We start from the raw sequence: 22,265 nt of genomic DNA, 5'->3' as shown, positions 1-22,265 counted from the left end.
GATTTCTTGTGGTTATAACCTATACAAGTATCACAATAAAAGCAAACGCCAATTGATAGCTGCATGAAACTAGAATCAAGATGGGTGATTTCTCTGCTTTGGATTCCCAAGGGTTACTTTGTGTACATTTTTTTAATCAAAACTGTAATAACATAATTATTTATCCATGCAAAAACACAAATAAATCAAAAATAGGATTCATACCAGCGTTCACTGATATGAATCCTAATTTTTTAAGGACTTATTTTACAGCCCCTATTTACTTAATCCGAATTTCAAACGGCACGTCAAACTTTCTTCTTTAATGAAATAGAGCCTTTTTAAAATCTGCTTGAATTTCCTCTAGATGATGTGCTCGGCCTTCTACCGTAGTACGGTCACGACAGAGTTCATTTCAGCAATTACAGGAATATTTCCCTTATCATCATGCAAGACTAAACAAAATTGTTTTGGTTCCAACCAACGTTGAACCGCTGTTTACAAAATAGTAATTGGAAGCTGTATCTAAGTTAAGCGGACCGGTCCATGTAATCGTACTAAACTGACTGCTGAAAATTCCAGTAGGAGGCACATCAGATACAGCCGAGGTGACAGTTACGTTTCCGTTGATAGCTGAATTTGTAATTTCAGAATATACGGCTGCTGTAATCGTTCCATCAGATCTGCAATCGACCATACGTTGAATTCTCAAACCATCGTGATTAATGATATTGATACGGCTGTTGTAAAAATAGGAGTTAAGCTGTCCCTGATGTGGGTCGACTAGCGATTGAATGATACTCCCTACAACTCTGGCATTCAGAAGTTGAAACTCTATAGTGGCAAATGGATCTACTGGATCAGTGTTTTCAAAAATGACATCTCCGCTAATAATTGTGCCATCTGTATAATTCGTGTGTGTGCTCACAGATGTACCATTATCAAAGGTACCGATTACCGTAACTGGACGCGCAACGAAGGCGGGACCTTGAACGGTGTATACTTGTTCTTCTGCAGTGTTTGTTTGTATGGTGATATTCCTAGGAACAGACGATGCAAAGTTTGCTAATGACGCATCACCAAGCACCCATGGTCCTAGTCCAAGAAGTTGTACATGTCTTGCGGGCGGTATTACAATGTCTTCATCAAACGCAGAATTTGCCGCGATAAAAACAATACAGCGGGCTCGCATGCCATACGTGTTGGCAAATACACTTGTAGTTGCAGCAGTGATAGCACTTTGGAGAGAATTATATGGCTCGGAAGGTGTACCGGTTCCAGGACCCGGAGCACTTGAATCTGCCCATATAATAGTTGGTTCTGCACCCCATACAAATACTCCTGGACCAGTAGGACCTGTGTCACCAGTAGGACCTGTGTCACCGGTAGGCCCAGTATCCCCGGTCGGACCTGTGTCACCGGTAGGCCCAGTGTCACCAGTAGGACCTGTGTCACCGGTAGGCCCAGTATATCCAGTGGGTCAGGTATCGCCGGTAGGTCCGGTATCGCCAGTAGGCCCGGTATCGCCGGTGGGTCCAGTATCACCCGTCGGTCCAGTGTCACCGGTAGGCCCAGTGTCACCAGTAGATCCGGTATCGCCAGTAGGCCCAGTATCGCCGGTGGGTCCGGTATCGCCGGTTGGTCCAGTGTCACCAGTCGGTCCGGTGTCACCCTGTCCAGTATCGCCAGTAGGCCCAGTGTCACCGGTAGGCCCAGTATATCCAGTGGGTCCGGTATCGCCGGTAGGTCCCGTATCGCCAGTAGGCCCGGTATCGCCGGTGGGTCCAGTATCACCCGTCGGTCCAGTGTCACCGGTAGGCCCAGTGTCACCAGTCGGTCCGGTATCGCCAGTAGGGCCGGTATCGCCGGTCGGTCCAGTATCGCCGGTTGGTCCAGTGTCACCCGTCGGTCCGGTGTCACCAGTCGGTCCGGTATCGCCAGTAGGTCCAGTGTCACCAGTAGGTCCGGTATCGCCAGTAGGTCCAGTGTCACCAGTCGGTCCAGTATCGCCAGTTGGCCCGGTATCGCCAGTAGGTCCGGTATCGCCAGTAGGTCCAGTGACACCGGTAGGCCCAGTGTCACCAGTCGATCCGGTATCGCCAGTAGGCCCGGTATCGCCAGTAGGTCCAGTGTCACCAGTCGGTCCAGTATCGCCAGTTGGCCCAGTATCGCCAGTCGGTCCGGTATCGCCAGTAGGTCCAGTGTCACCGGTAGGCCCAGTGTCACCAGTCGATCCGGTATCGCCAGTAGAACCGGTATCGCCGGTGGGTCCAGTGTCACCGGTAGGCCCGGTGTCACCAGTCGGTCCGGTATCGCCGGTGGGTCCAGTATCACCCGTCGGTCCAGTGTCACCGGTAGGCCCAGTGTCTCCGGTGGGCCCGGTAGGTCCAGTGTCACCAGTCGGACCGGCTTCTGCTTCGTCATCTAGGTTGATCACAAGTGTAGCGGTAAGCGGAACAATCGCGGAGTAGAATACGGTGGACGTGCTGGCATTGGCCAGAGACATCGTTACCGGTGCAGCAACCACATCTAAGATGCCAACGCCATAGACCTCTGCTGTTTTAGTAGGAGAGTTCCCTTCCAGAAAATCGCCTTGAGAGGTGGATAGCGCAAACACCGCACCGTTTGTCGAAGCTGAAGATTGTACAGCAACCCACCAGTTGATGGCATATCTCCCTTCCACATTAAAGGTTATCACACCTGTTATTGCATTATAACTGATGTTGCCAGTCGAATATACAGTATTATCAAAGATAACATTATTGTTTACTGCCACCGAGCCAGTGGCAATGCGTTCTATTTGCAATGCTATATTACTCATATAATCACTCCTATCATTTTACGCATGGTTCATGAGTCAGTCCATTTCACTTAATTTAAATAAATTATAAAATATTTTTACACTGGTATTATATGATTGAGCAAGAAGTTTCGATATTATTTTACTAGTGTGTGCTTAAGGTGAGATGTAAGAGCTTGGATAATCTAAGTGAGCATAGGAGGTTAGCTTCCATAGAGGGAAGGAGATATACAAAATCTAGAAAGAAACTTCATTAATTTAAGGAGGTTTTATGGATCAACTGGATTAGCTGTACTATTTCAGGAGAGATATAAATTAAGTTGGGTATCTGTAGCAATTTAGATTTGTTGATTTTTAAATATTAGCAACCCCCAGTTTTTGAGAACTGCAAAAACACGCATCAAAACTAACATTCCTTAGGTTTTCTGTTCTGCATCCTTTGCTTCCCCAACCATTTAATATATTTTATGCCCGCCCTCTAAGGCGTTATCCAGCTGTTTATCGGTGCATTTTCTTGCTGCATTGGCATTCCGTTCTTTGATACATTTGTATAAACATAGTATGCTATCGTACAGTGCTTCTTTCCCGTAACGCAGACAAAAACGTTTCCAAAGCTGTGTCACAACAGGTTTAAATGATATGTAAATCAAAGGTATAATACTGTTACCGCTAATAACAGAAAGCTTGTGATGAAAAGAAAAGGTGGCTAATACTGTTTCATCAATTGTTTTTGCAATTGCAACCTCCTCTAACAATCCTTCCAATCCAAGGATATCTTCATTTGATGCATTTTTAATAATTGAATCCGTTGCCAGGTGTTCCAGTGCCCGACGCACTTCAATGATTGAGTAGATTTCGGCCTGTCCAAGCGTATCTCCGTGATATTCCATAATAGCATTTAAGGTATTGATGTTTCCGTTCTTGCCGTAATCTGCGACGTATACCCCCTGCCTTGGATGCACTTCTAAAAACCCCTGTTTTTCAAGTTCGGCAAACCCGCTGTTAACGACGGCTCGGCTTACCTGCATTTGCATTGCAATCTCCCGTTCAGAGGGTAATCTGCCTCCAACCGGGATTTGTCCGGATAAAATCATGTCACGAATCTGACGAATAAACATTTCTTTTAAGCTCAAAGCGCTGAGTTTTTGAAATTTCATTTCTCATTCCCCCTTATTCTGGCTCTGGTCATACCAGAAATTGATACTATTTTATCATATATTCTTACAAAAATTCAACAAATAAGTATGCAATAATGACAATTATTTTTTGCATTATTGCTAGTATTCAGAGATTATTTTATAATAATAGAGAAGAGGATGGAAAGAAAGGAGCGTGGCACATGAAAGAGTTTAAAGTTCTCAAGATTAAAACAAGTGTCTTTGCTGACAATAATATACAGGCTGGAAAGCTTCGTGATGAATTAAAGGATAAGAAGGTATTTCTTCTTAATCTGATGTCCAGTCCTGGTTCCGGTAAGACCACCACTCTGGTTCGTACGATTAATGCCTTAAAGAACGATTTTAATATTGGTGTTATGGAAGCGGATATTGATTCGGACGTGGATGCCCGTACCATTTGGAAGACTGGTGTAAAAGCGATCCAGCTTCATACAGGAGGTATGTGCCATCTGGATGCACAAATGACCCGTCAGGGATTGGAGGGTCTTGATCCAGACGGCCTTGACCTTGTAATATTAGAAAATGTAGGCAATCTGGTTTGCCCGGCAGAATTTGACACCGGTGCAGTAAAAAATGTCATGATTCTTTCCGTACCGGAAGGAGATGACAAGCCTCTTAAGTATCCGCTGATGTTTTCCATTAGCGATGTGGTACTGATAAACAAGATGGATGTATTGCCGTATTTTAATTTTGATCTTGAAAAATGCAAAGCAAATATTCGTCTCCGGAATCCCAACGCGATTATTATTCCCATCAGTGCACGGAATGACGAAGGCACAAAAGAATGGACAGACTGGCTTACTCGCGCAGTAAAATCCTGGTGTAAATAACTAGAATATAACTATCTTAAAGGAATTTCATAAACTTTATAAGCGCAGAAGAAGCGCGGGAAAGGGAATTATGAGTGAATTAAGACCTAAAATAGTAAAGCTGGCAAAAATGGTAGGTGGTATTGCAGGAGCTATGAATAAAATTGATGAAAAATCTCCCGAATACTACTCACTGGACTGTGTTGTAACCGATGACATGGCTGATATTGCTATGATTATTGGGCTGCGGAATCCCCGTACCTTCGAGTATGTAGCTAAGCACTCTGGAAAGAGTATAAAAGAGACAAAGGCCCTTTTAGAACAGCTGGCCTACACCGGTGTTGCCAAAGTATGGAAGGACAAGGAAGATCATAAAGAACGGTTTTTTGTGAATATCTTTGCCCCCGGTATGTTAGAAATGATGGTGAATAACCGGGAACAGCTTAACGAACATCCGGAGATTGGAAAAGCCTTTGAAGAATACACCAGACTGCGTCTTGCTCCTATGGCAGCTAAATTTCCTCAGGGCATGGCGATGATGCGTGTCATTCCGGTAGAAGCGTCCATAAAGGAAATCCCCGGTACGAAACCCTGGGAACATCTTTCTTACTATCTGAATAAATATGATACGTTCTCGGTATCAGATTGTTCCTGTCGTCAGTCACGCCGTGTCATGGATGATGGCTGCGGTCATCTGGAAAAAGACATCTGTATTCAGATGGGGGAAGGGGCTGAATATTACATAAAGACAGGCAGAGGGAGACAGATTTCCCGCGAAGAAGCAAAAAAAATTATTAAATTTGCAGAAAATAACGGCCTGATGCATGAAATGCCCCATACCGACGGACTGGGTGAATCGGCGGCGATCTGCAATTGTTGTAGCTGTGCCTGCTTTTCCCTGCGTCTTGCAACCCTTTTTAATACTCCCGATTCCATACGATCTAATTTCACTGCCAAGGTAAACAAGGAAAACTGTGTGGCCTGTGGTCAGTGCGTGGAAAACTGTCCTGTGAATGCTTTACAGCTTGGACAAAAGCTTTGCTCCAAAACACCTGTTAGCATAAAACCAGAACCTACCGCACGTGACCATGTCTGGAAAGAAAGTAATTGGAATGTGGATTACCGGGAGAACCGGAAAGATGTTACAGAAGAAGGGACATCCCCGTGTAAAACGGCATGTCCTGCCCATATCTCTGTACAGGGTTACATAAAGCTTGCCGCTTCCGGCCGTTACCGTGAAGCATTAGAACTGATAAAGAAAGAAAATCCCTTCCCTGCTGTCTGCGGACGGATCTGCCCACATGGCTGTGAAAGTGAATGTACCCGCGGAGACATTGATGATCCGGTTTCCATCGATGAGATCAAAAAATTCATTGCAGATCAAGAGCTTGATGACTCTGTTCGCTATATCCCGCCTATGCGTTATCACCTTGGCAATAAAATCGCGGTGGTGGGTTCCGGTCCTTCCGGTCTTTCCTGCGCCTATTACCTGGCAATTGACGGGTATCAGGTAACTGTGTTTGAAAAGGAAGAAAAACTGGGTGGTATGCTTACCCTCGGGATTCCCTCATTTCGATTGGAAAAAGAGGTCCTTAACGCTGAAATTGATGTTCTGCGGGAAATGGGTGTTATTTTTAAAACAGGATTTGAAGTTGGAAAAGATAATACGCTGAACGAACTTCGCAAAGAGGGGTATGAAGCCTTTTATCTTGCAATCGGTGCGCAGGGTGGCAGAAGTCTTGGGATTGAAGGGGAAGAATCCGAGGGTGTGATTTCTGGTGTAGAGTTCCTTCGGAATGTGAATCTTGGAAAAAAAGCAAAACTTTCTGGGAATGTAGTTGTGATTGGCGGTGGAAATGTAGCCATTGACGTTGCCCGTACTGCGAAAAGACAGGGGGCGGATGCAATTAATCTTTACTGTCTGGAAAGTCTAAGTGAAATGCCGGCATTACCGGATGAAATTGCAGAGGCAGAGGTGGATAACGTCTCCTTCCATAATAGCTGGGGACCAAAGCGTATCCTGACAGAAGACGGGAAGGTGACCGGTGTAGAATTTAAACGTTGCACCAGTGTATTTGATGCTGACCAGCATTTTGCACCAAAGTACGAGGAAGATGATACAATTATTGTAAAAGCCGATTCTGTTCTGCTTTCCATTGGCCAGTCCATTGAGTGGGGCGGACTTCTCTCAGAAAGCAGGGTTTTACTTGGACGAGGCGGTACTGCAAAAGCTGATAGTTTCACCTTACAGACTTCAGAACCGGACGTTTTTGTCGGCGGGGACTGTTTTACCGGTCCTAAGTTTGCCATTCATGCCATTGCAGCCGGAAAAGAAGGGGCAATTTCCATTCACCGTTATGTACAGCCCGGACAGTCTCTTGTATATGGCCGTGACCGTCGAAAATATCATGCTTTTGATAAAAACAACGTTGCCATCGATTTACAGGATTTTGATAAGGCACCCAGGCAGAGACCAGGTCATTCCCTTGAGAAAAAAGGCACCTTCTATGAGGAACGTAAGACCTTTACGGAAGAACAGGTAAAGAGAGAGACAAAACGCTGCCTTGGCTGCGGAACGGTGGAAATAGACCGTTATAAATGTATTGGATGTGGCCTATGTACAACCAAATGTAAATTTGATGCAATTAGTCTGGAACGTACTTATAACACAGTTCCCGATACCTATGAAAAGCTTCCTGTTAAGATTGCCGCCAACGCAATTGTACGTACTGGAAAGATTGCAGCTGCCACGCTCAAAGAAAGCGTTGTCAAAAAAAGCTGACGAGAAGAGGAGAAGTAACAATGCATGAGCTTGGTGTACTAAACTCCATGGTACATACCATTGAGCGGATCGTAAAGGAGCAGAACGTAACAAAAGTCCACAAGCTTGTCATCGAAGTTGGCGAGCTTTCCGGTATTGTGCCCAGATACTTAGAGCAGAGCTGGCCAGCCGCTTCTTATAAGACCTTTATGGAAAGAACAGAGCTGGAGCTTATCGTCATACCAGGCATTGTTAAATGTAGATGCTGCGACAGGGTATTCAATGCTGTATACAATGATTTAAACTGTCCTGAATGCGGCAGCATGGACATGGAAATCCTGGAAGGTGATGACATCATTATTAAGGAAATCGAGTGCTGCTAAAGTAAAAAAACAGACCTTTTCTACAATGAGAAAGTACCAGACATGGTAATTCATTTAGAAATAGTCTGTTTTTATTTTAGTTGGATTACACATTGACATAATTGATCCGGTAAAGATAAAATAGGTATTAAATATTTTATGTATTAAAGTATTAGATTGTAAGGGACAAAAACTAGTTTGGAGAAACTTAAAATGGAACCATATTATTATAATCACATGAACAAACAACAGCAAAGGGTTTATCAAGTTATTAAGAGCGGTCTGGAATCACTTTCACAAACCATTGATGTACAAAGAATGGATGGAACAGAGTTAAGCGACATTTTTCACAAGTTAAGACTTGATTGTCCAGAAATATATTATGCGTCAACTTTTCGATATTCTTACTATGAAGATTCCACTCTGATAAAGATGAAGCCGGTTTATTTATTTGACAAAAATAAAATAAGAGAACATCAAAGGGCGATGATTGCCAGAGTGGAGAAGTTAGCTCGAGGTGCAAAAGATAAAAATGATTGGGAGAAGGAACAATATATTCATGATTTTATCTGCGAGAATGTAACTTACGATAAGTTGAAAAAACAGTATTCTCATGAAATTCTAGGCCCATTGGGGCAGGGGGTCGGTGTCTGTGAGGGAATTGCGAAATCTGTGAAAATCCTTTGTGATCAGCTTTTGATTCCTTGTATTGTTGTTATTTCGGAAAACAACCTTGAAAAGCATATCAAATATCGTCATGCATGGAACGTGATACAAATCAAAGGAATCTGGTATCACCTCGATGCGACGTTTGATAATACATTGGGAAAAAAGGAAGCGAGGTACGATTATTTTAATTTAGATGATAAGGGTATATTTAAGGACCATGAGCCTGCGATATACAAAGTTCCGGTATGTAACGATGGGGATCACTTCTATTATAAAGAAAAGAAGCTTTCATTTACGAAGCACGAGGATGTTGCAAAGCGTTGCAAACAGGCAATTAAAAAAGGCAAAGTTCTAACCTTTCATTGGAGAGGTGGTTCTCTAACCAAAGTTGTTATGGAGGAATTACTGCAAATCATAGCAGAAACAGCCAAGGAAAATAGCAAGTACAGTCAAGTTTCGATAAACTGGTCACAGGCAGTCATTCGAGTGAGATTTTTAAAAGAGAAAGTGAATGATTCGGTGAACATAGAGGATGCATACAAAGAAGAGAACGAAGAAACTTAAATGGGATTCGTACTGGACCGCATACAAACAATATGTTATACTGAACGCAAAATTTATATTTAAAAACGAAGCAGGAGGGAGGACGGATGAATGGCAACTCTTAAAGATGTGGCTGAACGGGCAGCGGTTACGGTCACAACTGCCTCTAGAGTCATCAATAATCGTGGATATATAAGTGATCTGACTAGAAAAAAAGTATATGATGCGATGAAAGAACTGAATTATCAGCCCAATGAATTAGCCCGGTCTCTTTCCAAGCAAAGAACAAATACAATCGGAATCATTGTACCACACATTGTACATCCATACTTTTCTAAGTTGATCAGTAATTTGGAAAATTCCGCAGCGAATAGAGGTTATAAAATATTACTGTGTAATTCAAAGGCAAAGAATGAGAAGGAATTGGAATACATTGAGATGTTTAAAAGCAACCGGGTATCTGGTATCGTATTGTGCAGCAGGAATGTTGATATTGCAGAAATGAAAAATTTAGACATTCCCGTTATTACGATAGAACGAAATCTAGAAGCGGGAACGGTTGGAATTGAGTGTGACAATTATCAGGGAGGGCGTCTGGCTACGGAACACCTTATATCCTGTGGGTGCAGCAATCTTCTTCATTTAAGTGGGATTCAGAACGAGAATATGCCAGCCGATGCAAGAGCAGAAGGCTTTATTACAGTCTGTGAGGAACATAGTGTAAAACATAGAGAGATACAGGCTACAAGTATGATTTATAATACACTTGATTATTATGAGTATATCAAAAATGCAATCCTCGATTGTTCTGGTGTGGATGGAATATTTGCAAGCAGTGACTTGATTGCCGCACAGACCATTCAGGTCTGTGCGGAGCTTAATCTTCGTATACCGGAACAGATTAAACTGGTTGGGTTCGATGATGTTGATATTGCGAGGTTGACAACACCAACGATAACCACCATTCGTCAACCGATCCGTGAGATGGCAGAATGGGCCGTTGTGTTTATAGAGAAGAGTTTAAATCACGAAACAGTCCCAGAGCAGTTTAAACTGCCGGTTTCACTGATGAAAAGAAACTCATCCTAGTTAAATGAGGATAAAACGGAAAGCATATGGCATTTTTTGCCATATGCTTTTTTTTTATGGGTCGTGACCCTGTTGAGCACGCGAAGCGTGCGAAATATAAACCACCCGCTATGCGGGTGCGCGGTGTTTGTTACACAAAAAAATCACCTTTCCGTTATAATAAGGTTGTTCAAGCCAATTTATAACGAAAGGAAAGGTGATTTTAATGGCCAATAAGGCAAACAGTTTGGCACATACCAAATGGATGTGCAAGTATCACATAGTGTTCACACCAAAGTACAGGAGAAAAATAATTTACAACCAGTACAAGGAAAGTATTAGAGATATTCTGAAACAACTATGTGGATACAAAGGCGTAGAAATATTGGAAGGTCATATAATGCCCGACCATATTCATATGCTTGTAAGCATTCCACCTAAACTGAGTGTATCACAATTTATGGGATATCTCAAAGGAAAAAGTGCGCTTATGATCTTTGATCAGCACGCAAACTTAAAGTATAAGTTTGGAAACCGACATTTTTGGGCAGAGGGATATTATGTGAGCACAGTCGGTCTTAACGAGGCAACTATAAGAAAGTATATCCAGGAACAAGAAAGTCACGATATTGCAATGGATAAATTAAGCGTCAAAGAGTATGAGGACCCTTTTAAGGGTAGCCGGTAATACAAAAGCCCTTTTAAGGGTTGCGACGAGTCAAGGGCGTTAAGGCTTGAACAAAGTGAAAGCCAGCGTCTTTAGGCGCTGGCCGGTAACAGAGGCTTATAGCCTCAGGACAAACCACCCGTTTGACGGGTGGTCATGATTTCGTAGGAAAAGCGCATACCGCTTAAGAAAAATCATCAATTATAACTATGACAAACGTATGACCTATAATAACTGAAATAAAAATGTAAAAACTAAGGTTTTAATAAAAAAAATCGGCCTACATATGTAAATGTGCACAAAAAAAGAGAGAAAAATTCGTGTTTAACGTAAAAAAATATGTTAACCGGTTGACATATGGAGAAGAGAAGAATATACTCAAGTTACAACAAGGGGAAGAAAACATAAAAACAGTGATTATAATGTGAAACAAAAATAAGGGAGGAAAGAAAATGAAGTTAAAGAAAATGGTTTCATTGGGATTGGCGACGGCCATGGTGCTGTCTGTAACCGCATGTGGAGGTGGAAGCAAATCGCTTGACAAAGAAACAAGCAGTGCGGCAGTTGGCAGCTCCGTAGAAGACGTGTCAACTGATGGGGTCACCATCTCAATCTTAAACACAAAATCAGGAATGGAGAAATTCTTTGAGCCTGCGTTTGGAGAATACAAAGAAAAAACAGGAGTTACAGTAGAAATGTCATCCATCTCAGAAGGGGATTCTCCTTATGAAGCAATTCAAAAGAGATATGCGGCAGGAGATGCACCTACCCTAGCCATTATGGATTGTAATGATATTGTTTCTTTGGCGGAACAAAAAGCCTTGCCACTTGATGGTGAAAAATGGGTTGCTGATGGCGGAGACAAATACGGTGTGAAAGTAAACGGAACTCTTTATGGATTTCCTTTCAGCCTAGAAGGTAGAGGACTTTTATTCAACCGGACAGCGATTGAAAAGACATTAGGGAAAAAGTTTGATGAGAAATCCATTCAGACTCTAGACGATTTTAAGGCAATTTGCGACGAATTGGTTGCTGCTGGTATGGAAAAACCAGTCTGCATTTCGAAAGAAGACTGGTCACTAGGTGCTCATTACTTAGGTCTTATGTACGAAGAACAAGATGGAACGACAAAAGGCGCAGATGCTTTTATTCAGTCGATAAAAGATGGTTCTCAAAAATTGATAGACAATTCAAGATTCAATAGCCTGTTTGATACATTTGATGTATTGATGAAATATAACATCAATGGGGATGATCCACTTGCCGCTGATTATGATATGGATAATGCAAATTTTGCGGAAGGTGACGTGGCGTTTTGGTTTAATGGTAACTGGGTATGGGAAGTGGTATCAGGATTTGCAGATGGGGACGCAGAGTTTGGTATGATGCCAGTTGTTCAGAATACAAAGGATGACGAATTCAATACTCTGGTGAATGCAGTTGGTTCCAAACAGATTATGATTGATAAAAGTGCATCTCCAGAACAGATTCAGGCAGCTAAGGATTTTTTAAACTGGTTGGTATATGATGAAACTGCACAGGATATCATTGCAAATCAAGTAATGGCAGTACCATGTTTTAATACTTTTAATGCTTCCAATGAGAATAAGCTTGGTCAGGCATTAAAAGCTTATGCAGATGCAAACCTGACATTTGATCAGTATAACGGCTTGCCAGGAGATCACTGGTCCACATGTGGTGCTTTTGTGCAAAAATATCTTGCTGGGAAATCAGACCGCGCCGCTCTTGCTGCTGATTTGGAAGAATACTGGAAATCAAAAAAATAAGAAACAGACGGATAAGAAAGGAACGCTTTTATGAAGAAAAATACAATGTCCAATAAAATAAAAACTTATATCATGTTTGCTGGTCCTGCAATGTTTTTCTTCTTTGCAATTGTAATTATTCCCTTTATTTATGGTGTATATTTAACATTTACAAATTGGGATGGAATTTCAGAGAAAAAAGAATTGATCGGAATCACCAATTTCTTAGCAGTATTTCAGGATAAAAAGTTTTGGGTCGCATTGCTATTAACATTGGCTTATGTAACAATCAGCACAATCTTGGTTCAGGTAATCGCCTTTTTGCTGGCATACATATTAACAAGCGGTCTGAAAGGACAGAACTTTTTCAGGGCAGGATTTTTTACACCTAATTTAATCGGTGGAATCGTTTTGGGATTTATCTGGCAGTTTGTGTTTTCGAAAGCGTTTACTGCATTTGGAGATATGACTTCCATTCCATTGTTTACAAGATCCTGGCTATCAGATCCAATAAAAGCGTTCTTTGCTTTGGTATTAGTAACGGTATGGCAGTATTCAGGGTACATGATGTTGATTTATGTGGCTGGCTTTGTGGGGGTTCCAAAGGACTTAATAGAGGCGGCAAGCATAGATGGTTGTACCAATACACAAAGAACGAGGCACATTGTGATTCCCATGATGGCACAGTCCTTTTCAATTTGTACATTTTTAACATTAACAAGGTGCTTCATGGTATATGATTTAAACGTATCATTGACCGGTGGAGAGCCATATGGAAGCACGATTCTGGCAGCACTGCATGTGTATCAGAAAGCATTCAAATCGAAGCAATACGGATTGGGGCAGGCAGAAGCACTGGTGCTTTTTGTGGTAGTTGCTGTAGTTGCAGTAACACAATACTACTTAAGTAAGAAAAAGGAGGTGGAAGCATAATGGCAAAAAGAAAAACAATTGTTGGCGGATACAAAGCAAGGTTCATGAATATTGTAAAAATTTTTGTTTTGACTGTGACGTTGCTGCTTTATTTGATTCCCTTTTTTCTAATTCTGATTAATTCATTTAAAAGGAAAATTACGATTATTAAACATCCGCTTCAAATCCTGGACCCCAAGGGATTTTCCATCGAAAATTATGTATCTGCGTTCAACGAGATGAATTATTTGAGAGCATTTGGAAATTCGCTTCTGATTACGGCAATCAGTGTACTATTTATTGTGCTATTTGCTTCCATGGCCGCGTACTTATTTGCCAGAAGTAAATCAATTGTATCTAAGTTCAGTTTTTCACTGATTATCGCAGCTATGGTAATTCCTTTCCAAACAATTATGATCCCGCTAATTTCCATTTATGGAAACAAGTTTGGTATGCTGAATATGAAATCGACATTGATATTTATGAACATTGGATTTGGTATGGGACTTGCAGTTTTTATCTACCATGGATTTATCCGTTCTGGAATCCCACTTTCCTTAGAGGAGGCAGCTATCATTGATGGATGCACTCCATATCAGGTGTTTTTTAAAATTGTTTTTCCATTATTAAAGCCAACGACTGCAACCCTGATTGTTTTAGACGTTCTATGGCTCTGGAATGATTATCTGCTCCCAAGCCTCATATTAGGCAAGAAGCAATTATATACGTTGCCGTTATCTACTTACACGTTTTATGGAACCTATTCCAATGATCTTGGAAAAATCATGGCTGGTCTTGTACTGACTATTTTACCGGTTATCGTAATTTATTTGATGCTGCAAAAGCAGATTATAAGCGGAGTTGTGGCAGGAGCAGTAAAAGCGTGACAGATTAAAAGTGAGTATCGCAGGAGAGGTTAAATTACATGTGTTAAGATAAATTCAATAGGATGGAGATGAAATGACCTCCGGATGTGAGATCCAGTAATGGAATGATGCGATAAAGATGAGATAGGAGTATGGATGATGGAGCTGAATAATAAAATTATGTTGATTACATATGCAGACAGTCTTGGAAGAAATCTAAGTGAATTAAATAAGATCCTGCAAACGCATTTACAAAATGAAATAGGCGGTGTGCATATTCTTCCTTTTTTCCCCTCCTCCGCAGATAGAGGATTTGCACCCATGAGCTATGATAAGGTAGAGGAAGAATTCGGAACCTTTGAAGATGTGAAAAAGATAAGTGACAAATACTATCTAATGTTTGATTTTATGGTGAACCACATCTCAAGATGTTCTGACTATTTTAAGGACTTTGAAGAGAATCAAGATGATTCAGCCTTTAAAGATATGTTTATTCGCTATAAAAATTTCTGGGAGAATGGTGAACCAACAGCCAAACAGGTTGATTTAATCTATAAAAGAAAATCGCGTGCTCCTTATATCGATGTGGATTTTAAGAACGGGAAGACAGAAAAGGTATGGTGTACGTTCTGTGAGGAGCAGGTGGATTTGGATGTAACAACAAAGACAACAAAAGATTTTATCCGTCATACTTTATTAAAGATGTGCGAGAATGGAGCCTCGATAATTCGTTTGGATGCGTTTGCTTATGCCATTAAAAAAATCAATACCAATTGTTTTTTTGTTGAACCAGATATCTTTCATTTGTTACATGAAATAGAAGATATTGTAGCTGAAAAGAACGTCATGATTTTGCCGGAGATTCATGAGCATTACAGCATACAGATGAAGATTGCAGGACAGGGGTTTTGGATTTATGATTTTGCATTGCCGGTTCTTGTGTTAAACGCTTTGTATTCTGGGAAAGGGACGTACTTAAAAAGATGGTTGGAAATGTGTCCGAAGAAGCAGTTTACAACCTTGGATACACACGATGGAATTGGAATTGTGGATGTAAAAGACTTAATGCCTGATAAGGACATTGATGCGACCAGGGAAAAGATGTTTACACAAGGAGCCAATGTAAAAAAAATCTATAATACTGCAGCTTATAACAATCTTGATATTTACCAGATAAACACGACTTATTATTCAGCACTAGGTAATCGGGATGACGCTTATCTGCTTGCAAGAGCAATACAGTTCTTTGCGCCTGGGATTCCGCAGGTTTATTATGTAGGCCTACTTGCAGGTGCAAATGATATTGATCTGATGGAAATAACGAAAAACGGCAGGGATATTAACCGTCATTCCTATAGCATCGACGAAGTGAATCGGGAAGTAGAGCGGCCTGTGGTAAAACGATTATTAGAACTAATGCGCTTTCGCAATACCCATCCCGCATTTGCAGTAGAAGGAAATATAGAGGTTAAATTGGATCATGAGCACAAGATGACGGTCATTAGAACGTACGATACTCACTACGCAAAACTTACAGCTGATTTGAAAAGTTATCAATTTGATATAACGCATAGTATTGTAACCTATGATGTGTAAAAGGTTCTAAGATTTGATAGAAAAATAAAGAAACCCTATCTCATTTGTTTGGGATAGGGTTGTTTCTTTATTTAAAGGAGTTTAATCAGTTCCTCTAATTCTTCGGACAAATCCTTTGCAAGTTCAAAATCGGTTTCTTTTAGAGCTAATTCTATTTTGGTTTCGATTGCTTTTTTCTTTTGTTCTATTTCTAAATAGTCTTTATCGAAATGTTTGGCATAAATCATCTTTCTGAATTTTCTCATGCTTATCTTTCGAATTGTTTTATCTTCTATGATTAAAATATAATCCATACAGTTTACGATGGAATAAAAATCATGAGAAATCATTAAAATAGCCCCTTTATAGTTTTCAATGGCTTTTTCCAATGCGATCTGTGAATAGGTGTCTAGATGACTGGTCGGCTCATCAAGGAGTAACAGGTTCGTTTTTCCTGCAGAAATTTTAGCTAATTGCAGAATGTTTTTTTCTCCTCCAGATAGAGCACTTACCTTTTGCTGAAGAACGGATTCCTCAAACCCATAGTTTGCGGCATAGGATATAACCTCATCATAAGTTTGAAAGCCTACTTGAAAAAACTCATCCATCACGGTTTCAGACTCATTTAACATTTCGCCCTGAAGCTGAGATAGAAAAGCTGGTTTAATAGTCTCGTTTATTTCAATGGCTGGATGATTGTTTTTAAAAATAGATCGAAGTAAAGTTGTTTTCCCACTTCCATTTGAGCCGATTAGAGCCACTTTATCTGTGGATTTCAACTCAAAATCAACATGTTCGAAAAGAATTTCGTCAAAGGATACACGGTAATCAGTTACTTTCAAAGCAATCGTTTCTGCTAGTTCGTTGTTAATGTTAAAGTTGATTTCTGGTTGTTTAATCTCTACGAATGGAGCTTTGATTCTACGAGCCTCTAACCGTTCCTGGATTTTGACTCTTGCTTTTAAGGATTTTCCTCTGGAAGCTTCTGTATGAGCGGTTGCGTTTGCACGTAAGTTTTTAATTATAATTTCGTTTCTCTTAATTTCTTCTGTGTCTGCAGCGGACAGTTCTTGTAATTCGATTTTACTTTGAAGCAAAGAGAAATTATAATCAATATAACGACCGTCAAACTCTTGAAGTAATTTGTTTTCAAGGTGTATTATTTTATTAAAACAGTGATTTAGGAGATATCGGTTGTGTGTAATAACCAACATTGACCCTTTGTGTGTATTAATCAGATTTTCAAGAGAATTAAGGTTATCGAAATCTAAAAACACGTCGGGTTCATCCATAATGATTAAATCCGGACGGGTAAGCATCTCTTTTATCACCTGAATGAGTTTAAACTCCCCACCGCTGAGTTTGGATACTGGCAGATTTTCATGCTTGCTTAATCCGGCCAGTGTTAGCTGCTTATTTAAATTGCTTTCGAAATTATCACCGCCAATTGCATCAAATGCATCCAAAGCTTGCTGGTATTTTTCCAGTAAAGAATCGATGTCTGATGATGTTTCCATTTCGGTACAGATCGATGTGATTTCGTTTTGGAGCTGAATAAATGTTTCTCCTATATAATCATAGACGGTGATTTCTTTTGTTTTATCCAGTTGAGAAAATTGGCTAACATAACCGATGCGGCAATTAGGGGATATCTCTAATTTCCCATCGTACAGATACCTTTCCGGATCCATTAGAAGATCGATCAGCGTACTTTTTCCACTCCCGCTTGTTCCTATAAAGGCACAATGCTGCCCCTCTTCTAATGTAAATGAAATGTTATTATATAAATCTTTTTGCGGAAATGAGAAGGATAGGTTCTCAATTTTTATCATATTCGTCCTCCATGTGTTGTGGGAAACAGATTGTCAAAACCTTTGTCGTCCATTCGCTATCCAACACGATTAATTCTATCGGTAAAAAAGAGCTTATCAAACGTTGTGAGATCGTGAGTTTTGTATCAATAGTTGCAGTCGTACGAGTTTACCTTTGGTAGCATACCATTTTTTAAGAACTATTACAATTCTTTCATTAAATTGCGGCTTCCAATTGACCCAATTGTTGCCTGGGATAATTTGATATTTATGAAATACCTGTTGACAAAATGATTAATAGTATATATAATGAATAGTGTTAGCAAATATGGGTATGAAAAAGGTGATATCATGGACTATAAAAATTTAGCGAATGAATTTATGGAAGTAATGGCTCAGATGCATGGCAGGAATGCCCAAAAGCGGGTGAGCGATTCTATGAACGGTGAGAATTTTGTACTTGCTTATATCTTTGATCATGAGAGTAATGCAATTCCAAGTGAGATCAGTCATGCCATGGGCACCACATCAGCCAGGATTGCGGCAGTACTGAACAGTCTGGAAAAAAAAGGGATGATAATGCGAAGAATTGATGCAGAAGATCGCAGAAGAATTTTGATAGATTTAACAGAGATTGGAAGAGAGTACGTAAACGAACAGAAACAGAAGCAGTTGAATTTTGTAGTTAAATTGCTTGAATATTTAGGAGAATACGATTCAAAGGAATATATTCGGATCATGAAAAAAATTTCGGAAGTAAACCCAGAAGACTTTATGTAGCGTGCAGTCACTACCGTGACTGCATGAATTAATGCTAATACCTAACAGTGTTAGTATGTAACACTGTTTAAAAGAGGAGGAATTGACATGATAAAATTATTTAAACGCCTGAAATGGAAAGAGTGGATTCAAGTAATTGCCAGTCTTATATTTATTGTAGTCCAGGTTTGGCTGGATTTAAAACTCCCAGATTATATGGCCCAGATTACAAATATGATTCAGACACCGGGAAGTGTAATGTCAGATATATGGTTAGCGGGTGGGAGGATGATGCTTTGTGCGTTAGGAAGCCTTATTTCTGCAGTTGCAGTGGGATTTTTTGCCGCAAGGATTGCCGCCGCTTTTTCACAGAGACTTAGAAGTCTACTGTTTTCAAAAGTAATTGATTTCTCTATGGAAGAAATCAATCGTTTCTCAACGGATAGTCTTATTACACGTTCAACCAATGATATAACACAGGTGCAGTTGTTAATTACAATGGGATTGCAGCTGATAATCAAAGCTCCAATTATGGTAGTATGGGCGATGACAAAGATCGTAGGGAAAGGGGTTTTATGGTCTTTAGCAACTGGGGTAACCTTAGGGATCATGTTTGTACTCATTGGCATTATTATGATATTTGTAATGCCAAAGTTTAAAAAAATGCAGACTTTGACAGATAATTTGAATCGTGTCACAAGGGAGAATCTAACTGGATTGCGTGTTGTACGGGCATACAATGCAGAGGGTTATCAGGAAAATAAATTCGAACAGGCAAATGAAGAATTAACGGCAGCTCAGTTGTACACGAATCGTGGAATGGCAGTTATGATGCCAGCAGTGACAGCATTAATGAGCGGGCTTTCCTTGGCCATTTATTGGATCGGGGCTTATCTCATTCATGGAGCAGTTGTGGTGGACCGTTTGCCCCTATTTTCCAATATGGTCGTGTTTTCATCCTATGCAGTTCAGGTTATTATGCAGTTTTTAATGTTGGTAATGGTTTTTACTATGATGCCAAGAGCGATTGTATCTGCAAAACGGATCAATGAAGTACTGGATACAAAACCAGCGATTGTTGATGGGCATGCCAAGGATGGGGAGAAAGGAGTGGAAGGTGAGGTTGAATTTAGAAATGTCAGCTTTAAATACCCGGGAGCTACCGATTATGTTCTGGAGAATATTAGTTTTAAAGCAAAAAAAGGAGAGACGGTTGCTTTCATTGGTTCAACTGGTAGTGGCAAGAGCACGCTTATTAATCTTATTCCAAGATTTTACGATACTACGGAAGGAGAAGTCTTGGTGAATGGAATCAACGTGAAGGAATATATACAGGAGGCCCTGTATAATAAAATTGGATATGTTCCACAAAAAGCAGTCATGTTTCGAGGAACAGTAAGCAGTAACGTTAGCTATGGAGAGAACGGAAAGAAAAAGGCAATGGCGGATGAGATAAAGTCTGCGATTAGAATTGCACAGGGAAGTGATTTTGTGGAAAAAATGGAAATGCAATACGATTCTGATATCTCCCAAGGAGGAGCAAATGTATCTGGGGGGCAGAAACAGCGACTTGCAATAGCCCGTGCAGTTTGCCGCAATCCTGATATATATATATTTGATGACAGTTTCTCTGCATTGGATTATAAGACGGATCGAATCCTAAGATCCGCACTTAAGAGGGAAACAGGGGGAGTTACCAACTTACTAGTTGCACAACGAATCGGCACGATCATAGACGCGGATCAGATCATTGTACTAAATGAAGGGAGAGTTGTTGGAAAGGGGACTCACAAAGAACTTTTAAATACCTGTGATGTTTACAAGGAAATTGCTATGTCACAGTTGAGTAAGGAGGAATTGATCTCATGAAAGAACAAATACTGGAACAAAAATCGCAGAATGATACAATGGAAAGAAGCAGCATGATAAAAACAACGATAGCAATGCTGTTAATATATTGTAAGAAATATTTACGTGGCATGTTAATAGCTATAGTTGCAGCGGTAGGTGCAACTGCGCTTCAGATAATTGGACCGGAAAAATTAAAGGATTTAACCAATTTAATTATAAAAGGGCTTCCAGCAATGGTGGAGGGAAAGACGGTAATTGGATGGATTGATATGGCTGCCGTTTCTAAAATAGCGTGGATATTAATCATACTTTATGGGGGATCTTTCCTTTTGAGTTATTTGCAAAGTCTGATTATGGCAACCATTACCCAAAAGGTTTCAAAACAAATGAGAACTGATATTTTACAAAAAGTAAATCGGTTACCACTTAAATATTTCGATTACGCAAGTTTTGGTGATGTTTTAAGTCGTGTGACCAATGATGTAGATGCCATAGGGCAGACTTTAAATCAGAGTATTGTCACGTTGATTACTTCAGTTACAATGGTGCTGTTATCTCTTATAATGATGTTTTACAACAGTTGGATTTTGGCATTAACTGCAGTCGGTGCAAGTGGAATCGGTTTTGGATTCTTGACGTTAATCGTTAAAATTTCACAGAAGTATTTTAGAGAACAACAAGAAGAGTTAGGCCGTATCAATGGGCATATTGAAGAGGTTTATACAGGGCACAATGTTGTTAAGGTTTATAATGGAAGCAGAGAGGCGAAGGAAATCTTCGAGGAAAGTAACAGAAATCTTTACAATAGTGCATTTAAATCTCAATTTTATTCTGGTTTCATGATGCTAATTATGAATTTTGTAGGAAATCTTGGATATGTCGCGGTCTGTGTTGTTGGAGCAGCACTTGCTTTAAGGGGGGATATCACATATGGTGTAATTGTAGCTTTCATGTTATATATCAGACTTTTTACACAGCCATTGTCACAGTTAACTTCAGTTATGAGTAATTTGCAAAGAACCATAGCGGCAAGCCAACGGGTTTTTGAATTCTTAGAGGAACCGGAACTAGAGAATGAAACGGAGAAAGAAAATAGTCTGAAAGAGGTAAAAGGTGATGTTGAATTTAAAAATATAAAATTTGGATATATACAGGATAAGCCTGTAATCCATGATTTTTCGGCTCATATAAAAGCAGGGCAAAAGGTGGCGATTGTGGGACCAACTGGTGCAGGAAAGTCCACATTGGTCAATCTGCTGATGAGATTTTACGAGATTGATAAAGGAGAAATCTGTATTGATGGAATTCCGATTCATCAGGTGCCAAGAGAAAATGTTCATCTACAGTTTGGTATGGTTTTACAAGACACTTGGCTTTTTGAGGGAACCATTAGAGATAATATCATTTACAGCAAGCAGGGAGTTACAGAAGAGGAAGTAATAAAAGCAAGCAAAACAGTTGGATTGCACCATTTCATAAAAACTTTACCCAATGGTTATGGCACAATTTTAAGTGATAAGGCGAGTCTTTCGGAAGGACAAAAACAGTTGATAACCATAGCAAGAGCGATGATTCAGAATGCACCTCTGCTCATATTAGACGAAGCAACTAGCTCGGTAGATACACGAACAGAGCATATCGTGCAGGAAGCAATGGATAAGCTGACGAATGGAAGAACGTCTTTTGTCATTGCACACCGTCTGTCTACAATAAAAAATGCAGATGTAATTCTTGTAATGAGAGATGGTGATATTATAGAGAGCGGTAACCACGAGGAATTGCTTGCTAAGAATGGTTTTTATTCAGAACTTTATAACAGTCAATTTGTGGCGGCATAAATCAGTATTGCTTTGAAATACGGTTGAAGCCAGTTGTAAATTATAGTATAG

At 40.2% G+C, this 22,265-nt stretch carries 17 protein-coding genes; 13 read left to right on the top strand and 4 right to left on the bottom strand.

The genetic code is table 11. The annotated features are described in order from the left end of the window. Positions 1-424 precede the first annotated feature (424 nt). The 3 genes from EFT72_RS19215 to EFT72_RS07125 all read right to left on the bottom strand — a co-directional run bounded on the left by EFT72_RS19215 (position 425) and on the right by EFT72_RS07125 (position 3,936). Positions 425-1,066 carry a hypothetical protein gene (locus EFT72_RS19215; protein WP_164473097.1) on the bottom strand — a complete coding sequence of 214 codons (642 nt, stop codon included), beginning with the start codon at positions 1,064-1,066 and terminating at the stop codon, positions 425-427. A gap of 44 nt (positions 1,067-1,110) precedes the next feature. Then, on the bottom strand, positions 1,111-2,403 hold the full coding sequence (locus tag EFT72_RS19635; protein ID WP_243109966.1) for a hypothetical protein: 1,293 nt from the start codon (positions 2,401-2,403) through the stop codon (positions 1,111-1,113). An 831-nt stretch (positions 2,404-3,234) separates the two neighbouring features. After that, a complete protein-coding gene (locus EFT72_RS07125) occupies positions 3,235-3,936 on the bottom strand; it encodes a GntR family transcriptional regulator (RefSeq protein ID WP_124066218.1) in 702 nt (233 codons plus the stop codon). 182 nt (positions 3,937-4,118) lie between these two features. Between EFT72_RS07125 and hypB the strand changes: the two genes are divergently transcribed. From hypB to gtfA, 10 genes are all read left to right on the top strand, one after another. Then, a complete protein-coding gene (gene hypB, locus EFT72_RS07120) occupies positions 4,119-4,787 on the top strand; it encodes a hydrogenase nickel incorporation protein HypB (RefSeq protein ID WP_124066217.1) in 669 nt (222 codons plus the stop codon). 70 nt (positions 4,788-4,857) lie between these two features. After that, entirely contained in the window at positions 4,858-7,548 is a 2,691-nt protein-coding gene (locus tag EFT72_RS07115) for an FAD-dependent oxidoreductase (RefSeq protein ID WP_124066216.1), read from the top strand. Positions 7,549-7,568: 20 nt separating this feature from the next. Next, positions 7,569-7,910 carry a hydrogenase maturation nickel metallochaperone HypA gene (locus tag EFT72_RS07110; RefSeq protein WP_124066215.1) on the top strand — a complete coding sequence of 114 codons (342 nt, stop codon included), beginning with the start codon at positions 7,569-7,571 and terminating at the stop codon, positions 7,908-7,910. Positions 7,911-8,102: 192 nt separating this feature from the next. Then, the gene (locus tag EFT72_RS07105) at positions 8,103-9,122 is read left to right on the top strand and encodes a transglutaminase domain-containing protein (RefSeq protein WP_124066214.1); all 1,020 of its coding nucleotides are present in this window, start codon (positions 8,103-8,105) and stop codon (positions 9,120-9,122) included. 90 nt (positions 9,123-9,212) lie between these two features. Then, positions 9,213-10,190 carry a LacI family DNA-binding transcriptional regulator gene (locus EFT72_RS07100; protein ID WP_124066213.1) on the top strand — a complete coding sequence of 326 codons (978 nt, stop codon included), beginning with the start codon at positions 9,213-9,215 and terminating at the stop codon, positions 10,188-10,190. Positions 10,191-10,395: 205 nt separating this feature from the next. Beyond that, positions 10,396-10,857: an IS200/IS605 family transposase gene (tnpA, locus tag EFT72_RS07095; protein WP_124065458.1), complete on the top strand. Its 462-nt coding sequence runs from the start codon at positions 10,396-10,398 to the stop codon at positions 10,855-10,857. Positions 10,858-11,288: 431 nt separating this feature from the next. Further along, on the top strand, positions 11,289-12,623 hold the full coding sequence (locus EFT72_RS07090) for an ABC transporter substrate-binding protein (RefSeq protein ID WP_124066212.1): 1,335 nt from the start codon (positions 11,289-11,291) through the stop codon (positions 12,621-12,623). A gap of 30 nt (positions 12,624-12,653) precedes the next feature. Then, positions 12,654-13,535 carry a sugar ABC transporter permease gene (locus EFT72_RS07085; protein ID WP_124066211.1) on the top strand — a complete coding sequence of 294 codons (882 nt, stop codon included), beginning with the start codon at positions 12,654-12,656 and terminating at the stop codon, positions 13,533-13,535. Continuing rightward, a complete protein-coding gene (locus EFT72_RS07080) occupies positions 13,535-14,401 on the top strand; it encodes a carbohydrate ABC transporter permease (protein WP_124066210.1) in 867 nt (288 codons plus the stop codon). The genes EFT72_RS07085 and EFT72_RS07080 overlap by 1 nt, the downstream gene beginning before the upstream one ends. A 138-nt stretch (positions 14,402-14,539) precedes the next feature. Further along, positions 14,540-15,976, top strand: a complete 1,437-nt coding sequence (gene gtfA / locus EFT72_RS07075) for a sucrose phosphorylase (RefSeq protein ID WP_124066225.1) — start codon at positions 14,540-14,542, stop codon at positions 15,974-15,976. Positions 15,977-16,047: 71 nt separating this feature from the next. Here the strand turns inward: gtfA and EFT72_RS07070 are convergent, their stop codons facing one another. Next, positions 16,048-17,787: an ABC-F family ATP-binding cassette domain-containing protein gene (locus EFT72_RS07070; protein ID WP_124066209.1), complete on the bottom strand. Its 1,740-nt coding sequence runs from the start codon at positions 17,785-17,787 to the stop codon at positions 16,048-16,050. 330 nt (positions 17,788-18,117) lie between these two features. Here EFT72_RS07070 and EFT72_RS07065 point away from each other — a divergent pair, with 330 nt between their 5' ends. The 3 genes from EFT72_RS07065 (at position 18,118) to EFT72_RS07055 (ending at position 22,214) form a co-directional block, all read left to right on the top strand. Then, a complete protein-coding gene (locus EFT72_RS07065; RefSeq protein WP_164473104.1) occupies positions 18,118-18,546 on the top strand; it encodes a transcriptional regulator in 429 nt (142 codons plus the stop codon). Positions 18,547-18,633: 87 nt separating this feature from the next. Beyond that, complete coding sequence (locus EFT72_RS07060; RefSeq protein ID WP_124066207.1) at positions 18,634-20,394, top strand: ABC transporter ATP-binding protein; 1,761 nt, start codon at positions 18,634-18,636, stop codon at positions 20,392-20,394. Then, complete coding sequence (locus EFT72_RS07055) at positions 20,391-22,214, top strand: ABC transporter ATP-binding protein (protein WP_124066206.1); 1,824 nt, start codon at positions 20,391-20,393, stop codon at positions 22,212-22,214. Before EFT72_RS07060 ends, EFT72_RS07055 begins: the two co-directional genes overlap by 4 nt. Positions 22,215-22,265: the final 51 nt, after the last annotated feature.

It is taken from the genome of Clostridium sp. E02, from assembly GCF_003833015.1.
Lineage (GTDB): Bacteria > Bacillota > Clostridia > Lachnospirales > Lachnospiraceae > Lacrimispora.
This window is presented reverse-complemented; position numbering and strand designations above follow the sequence as displayed.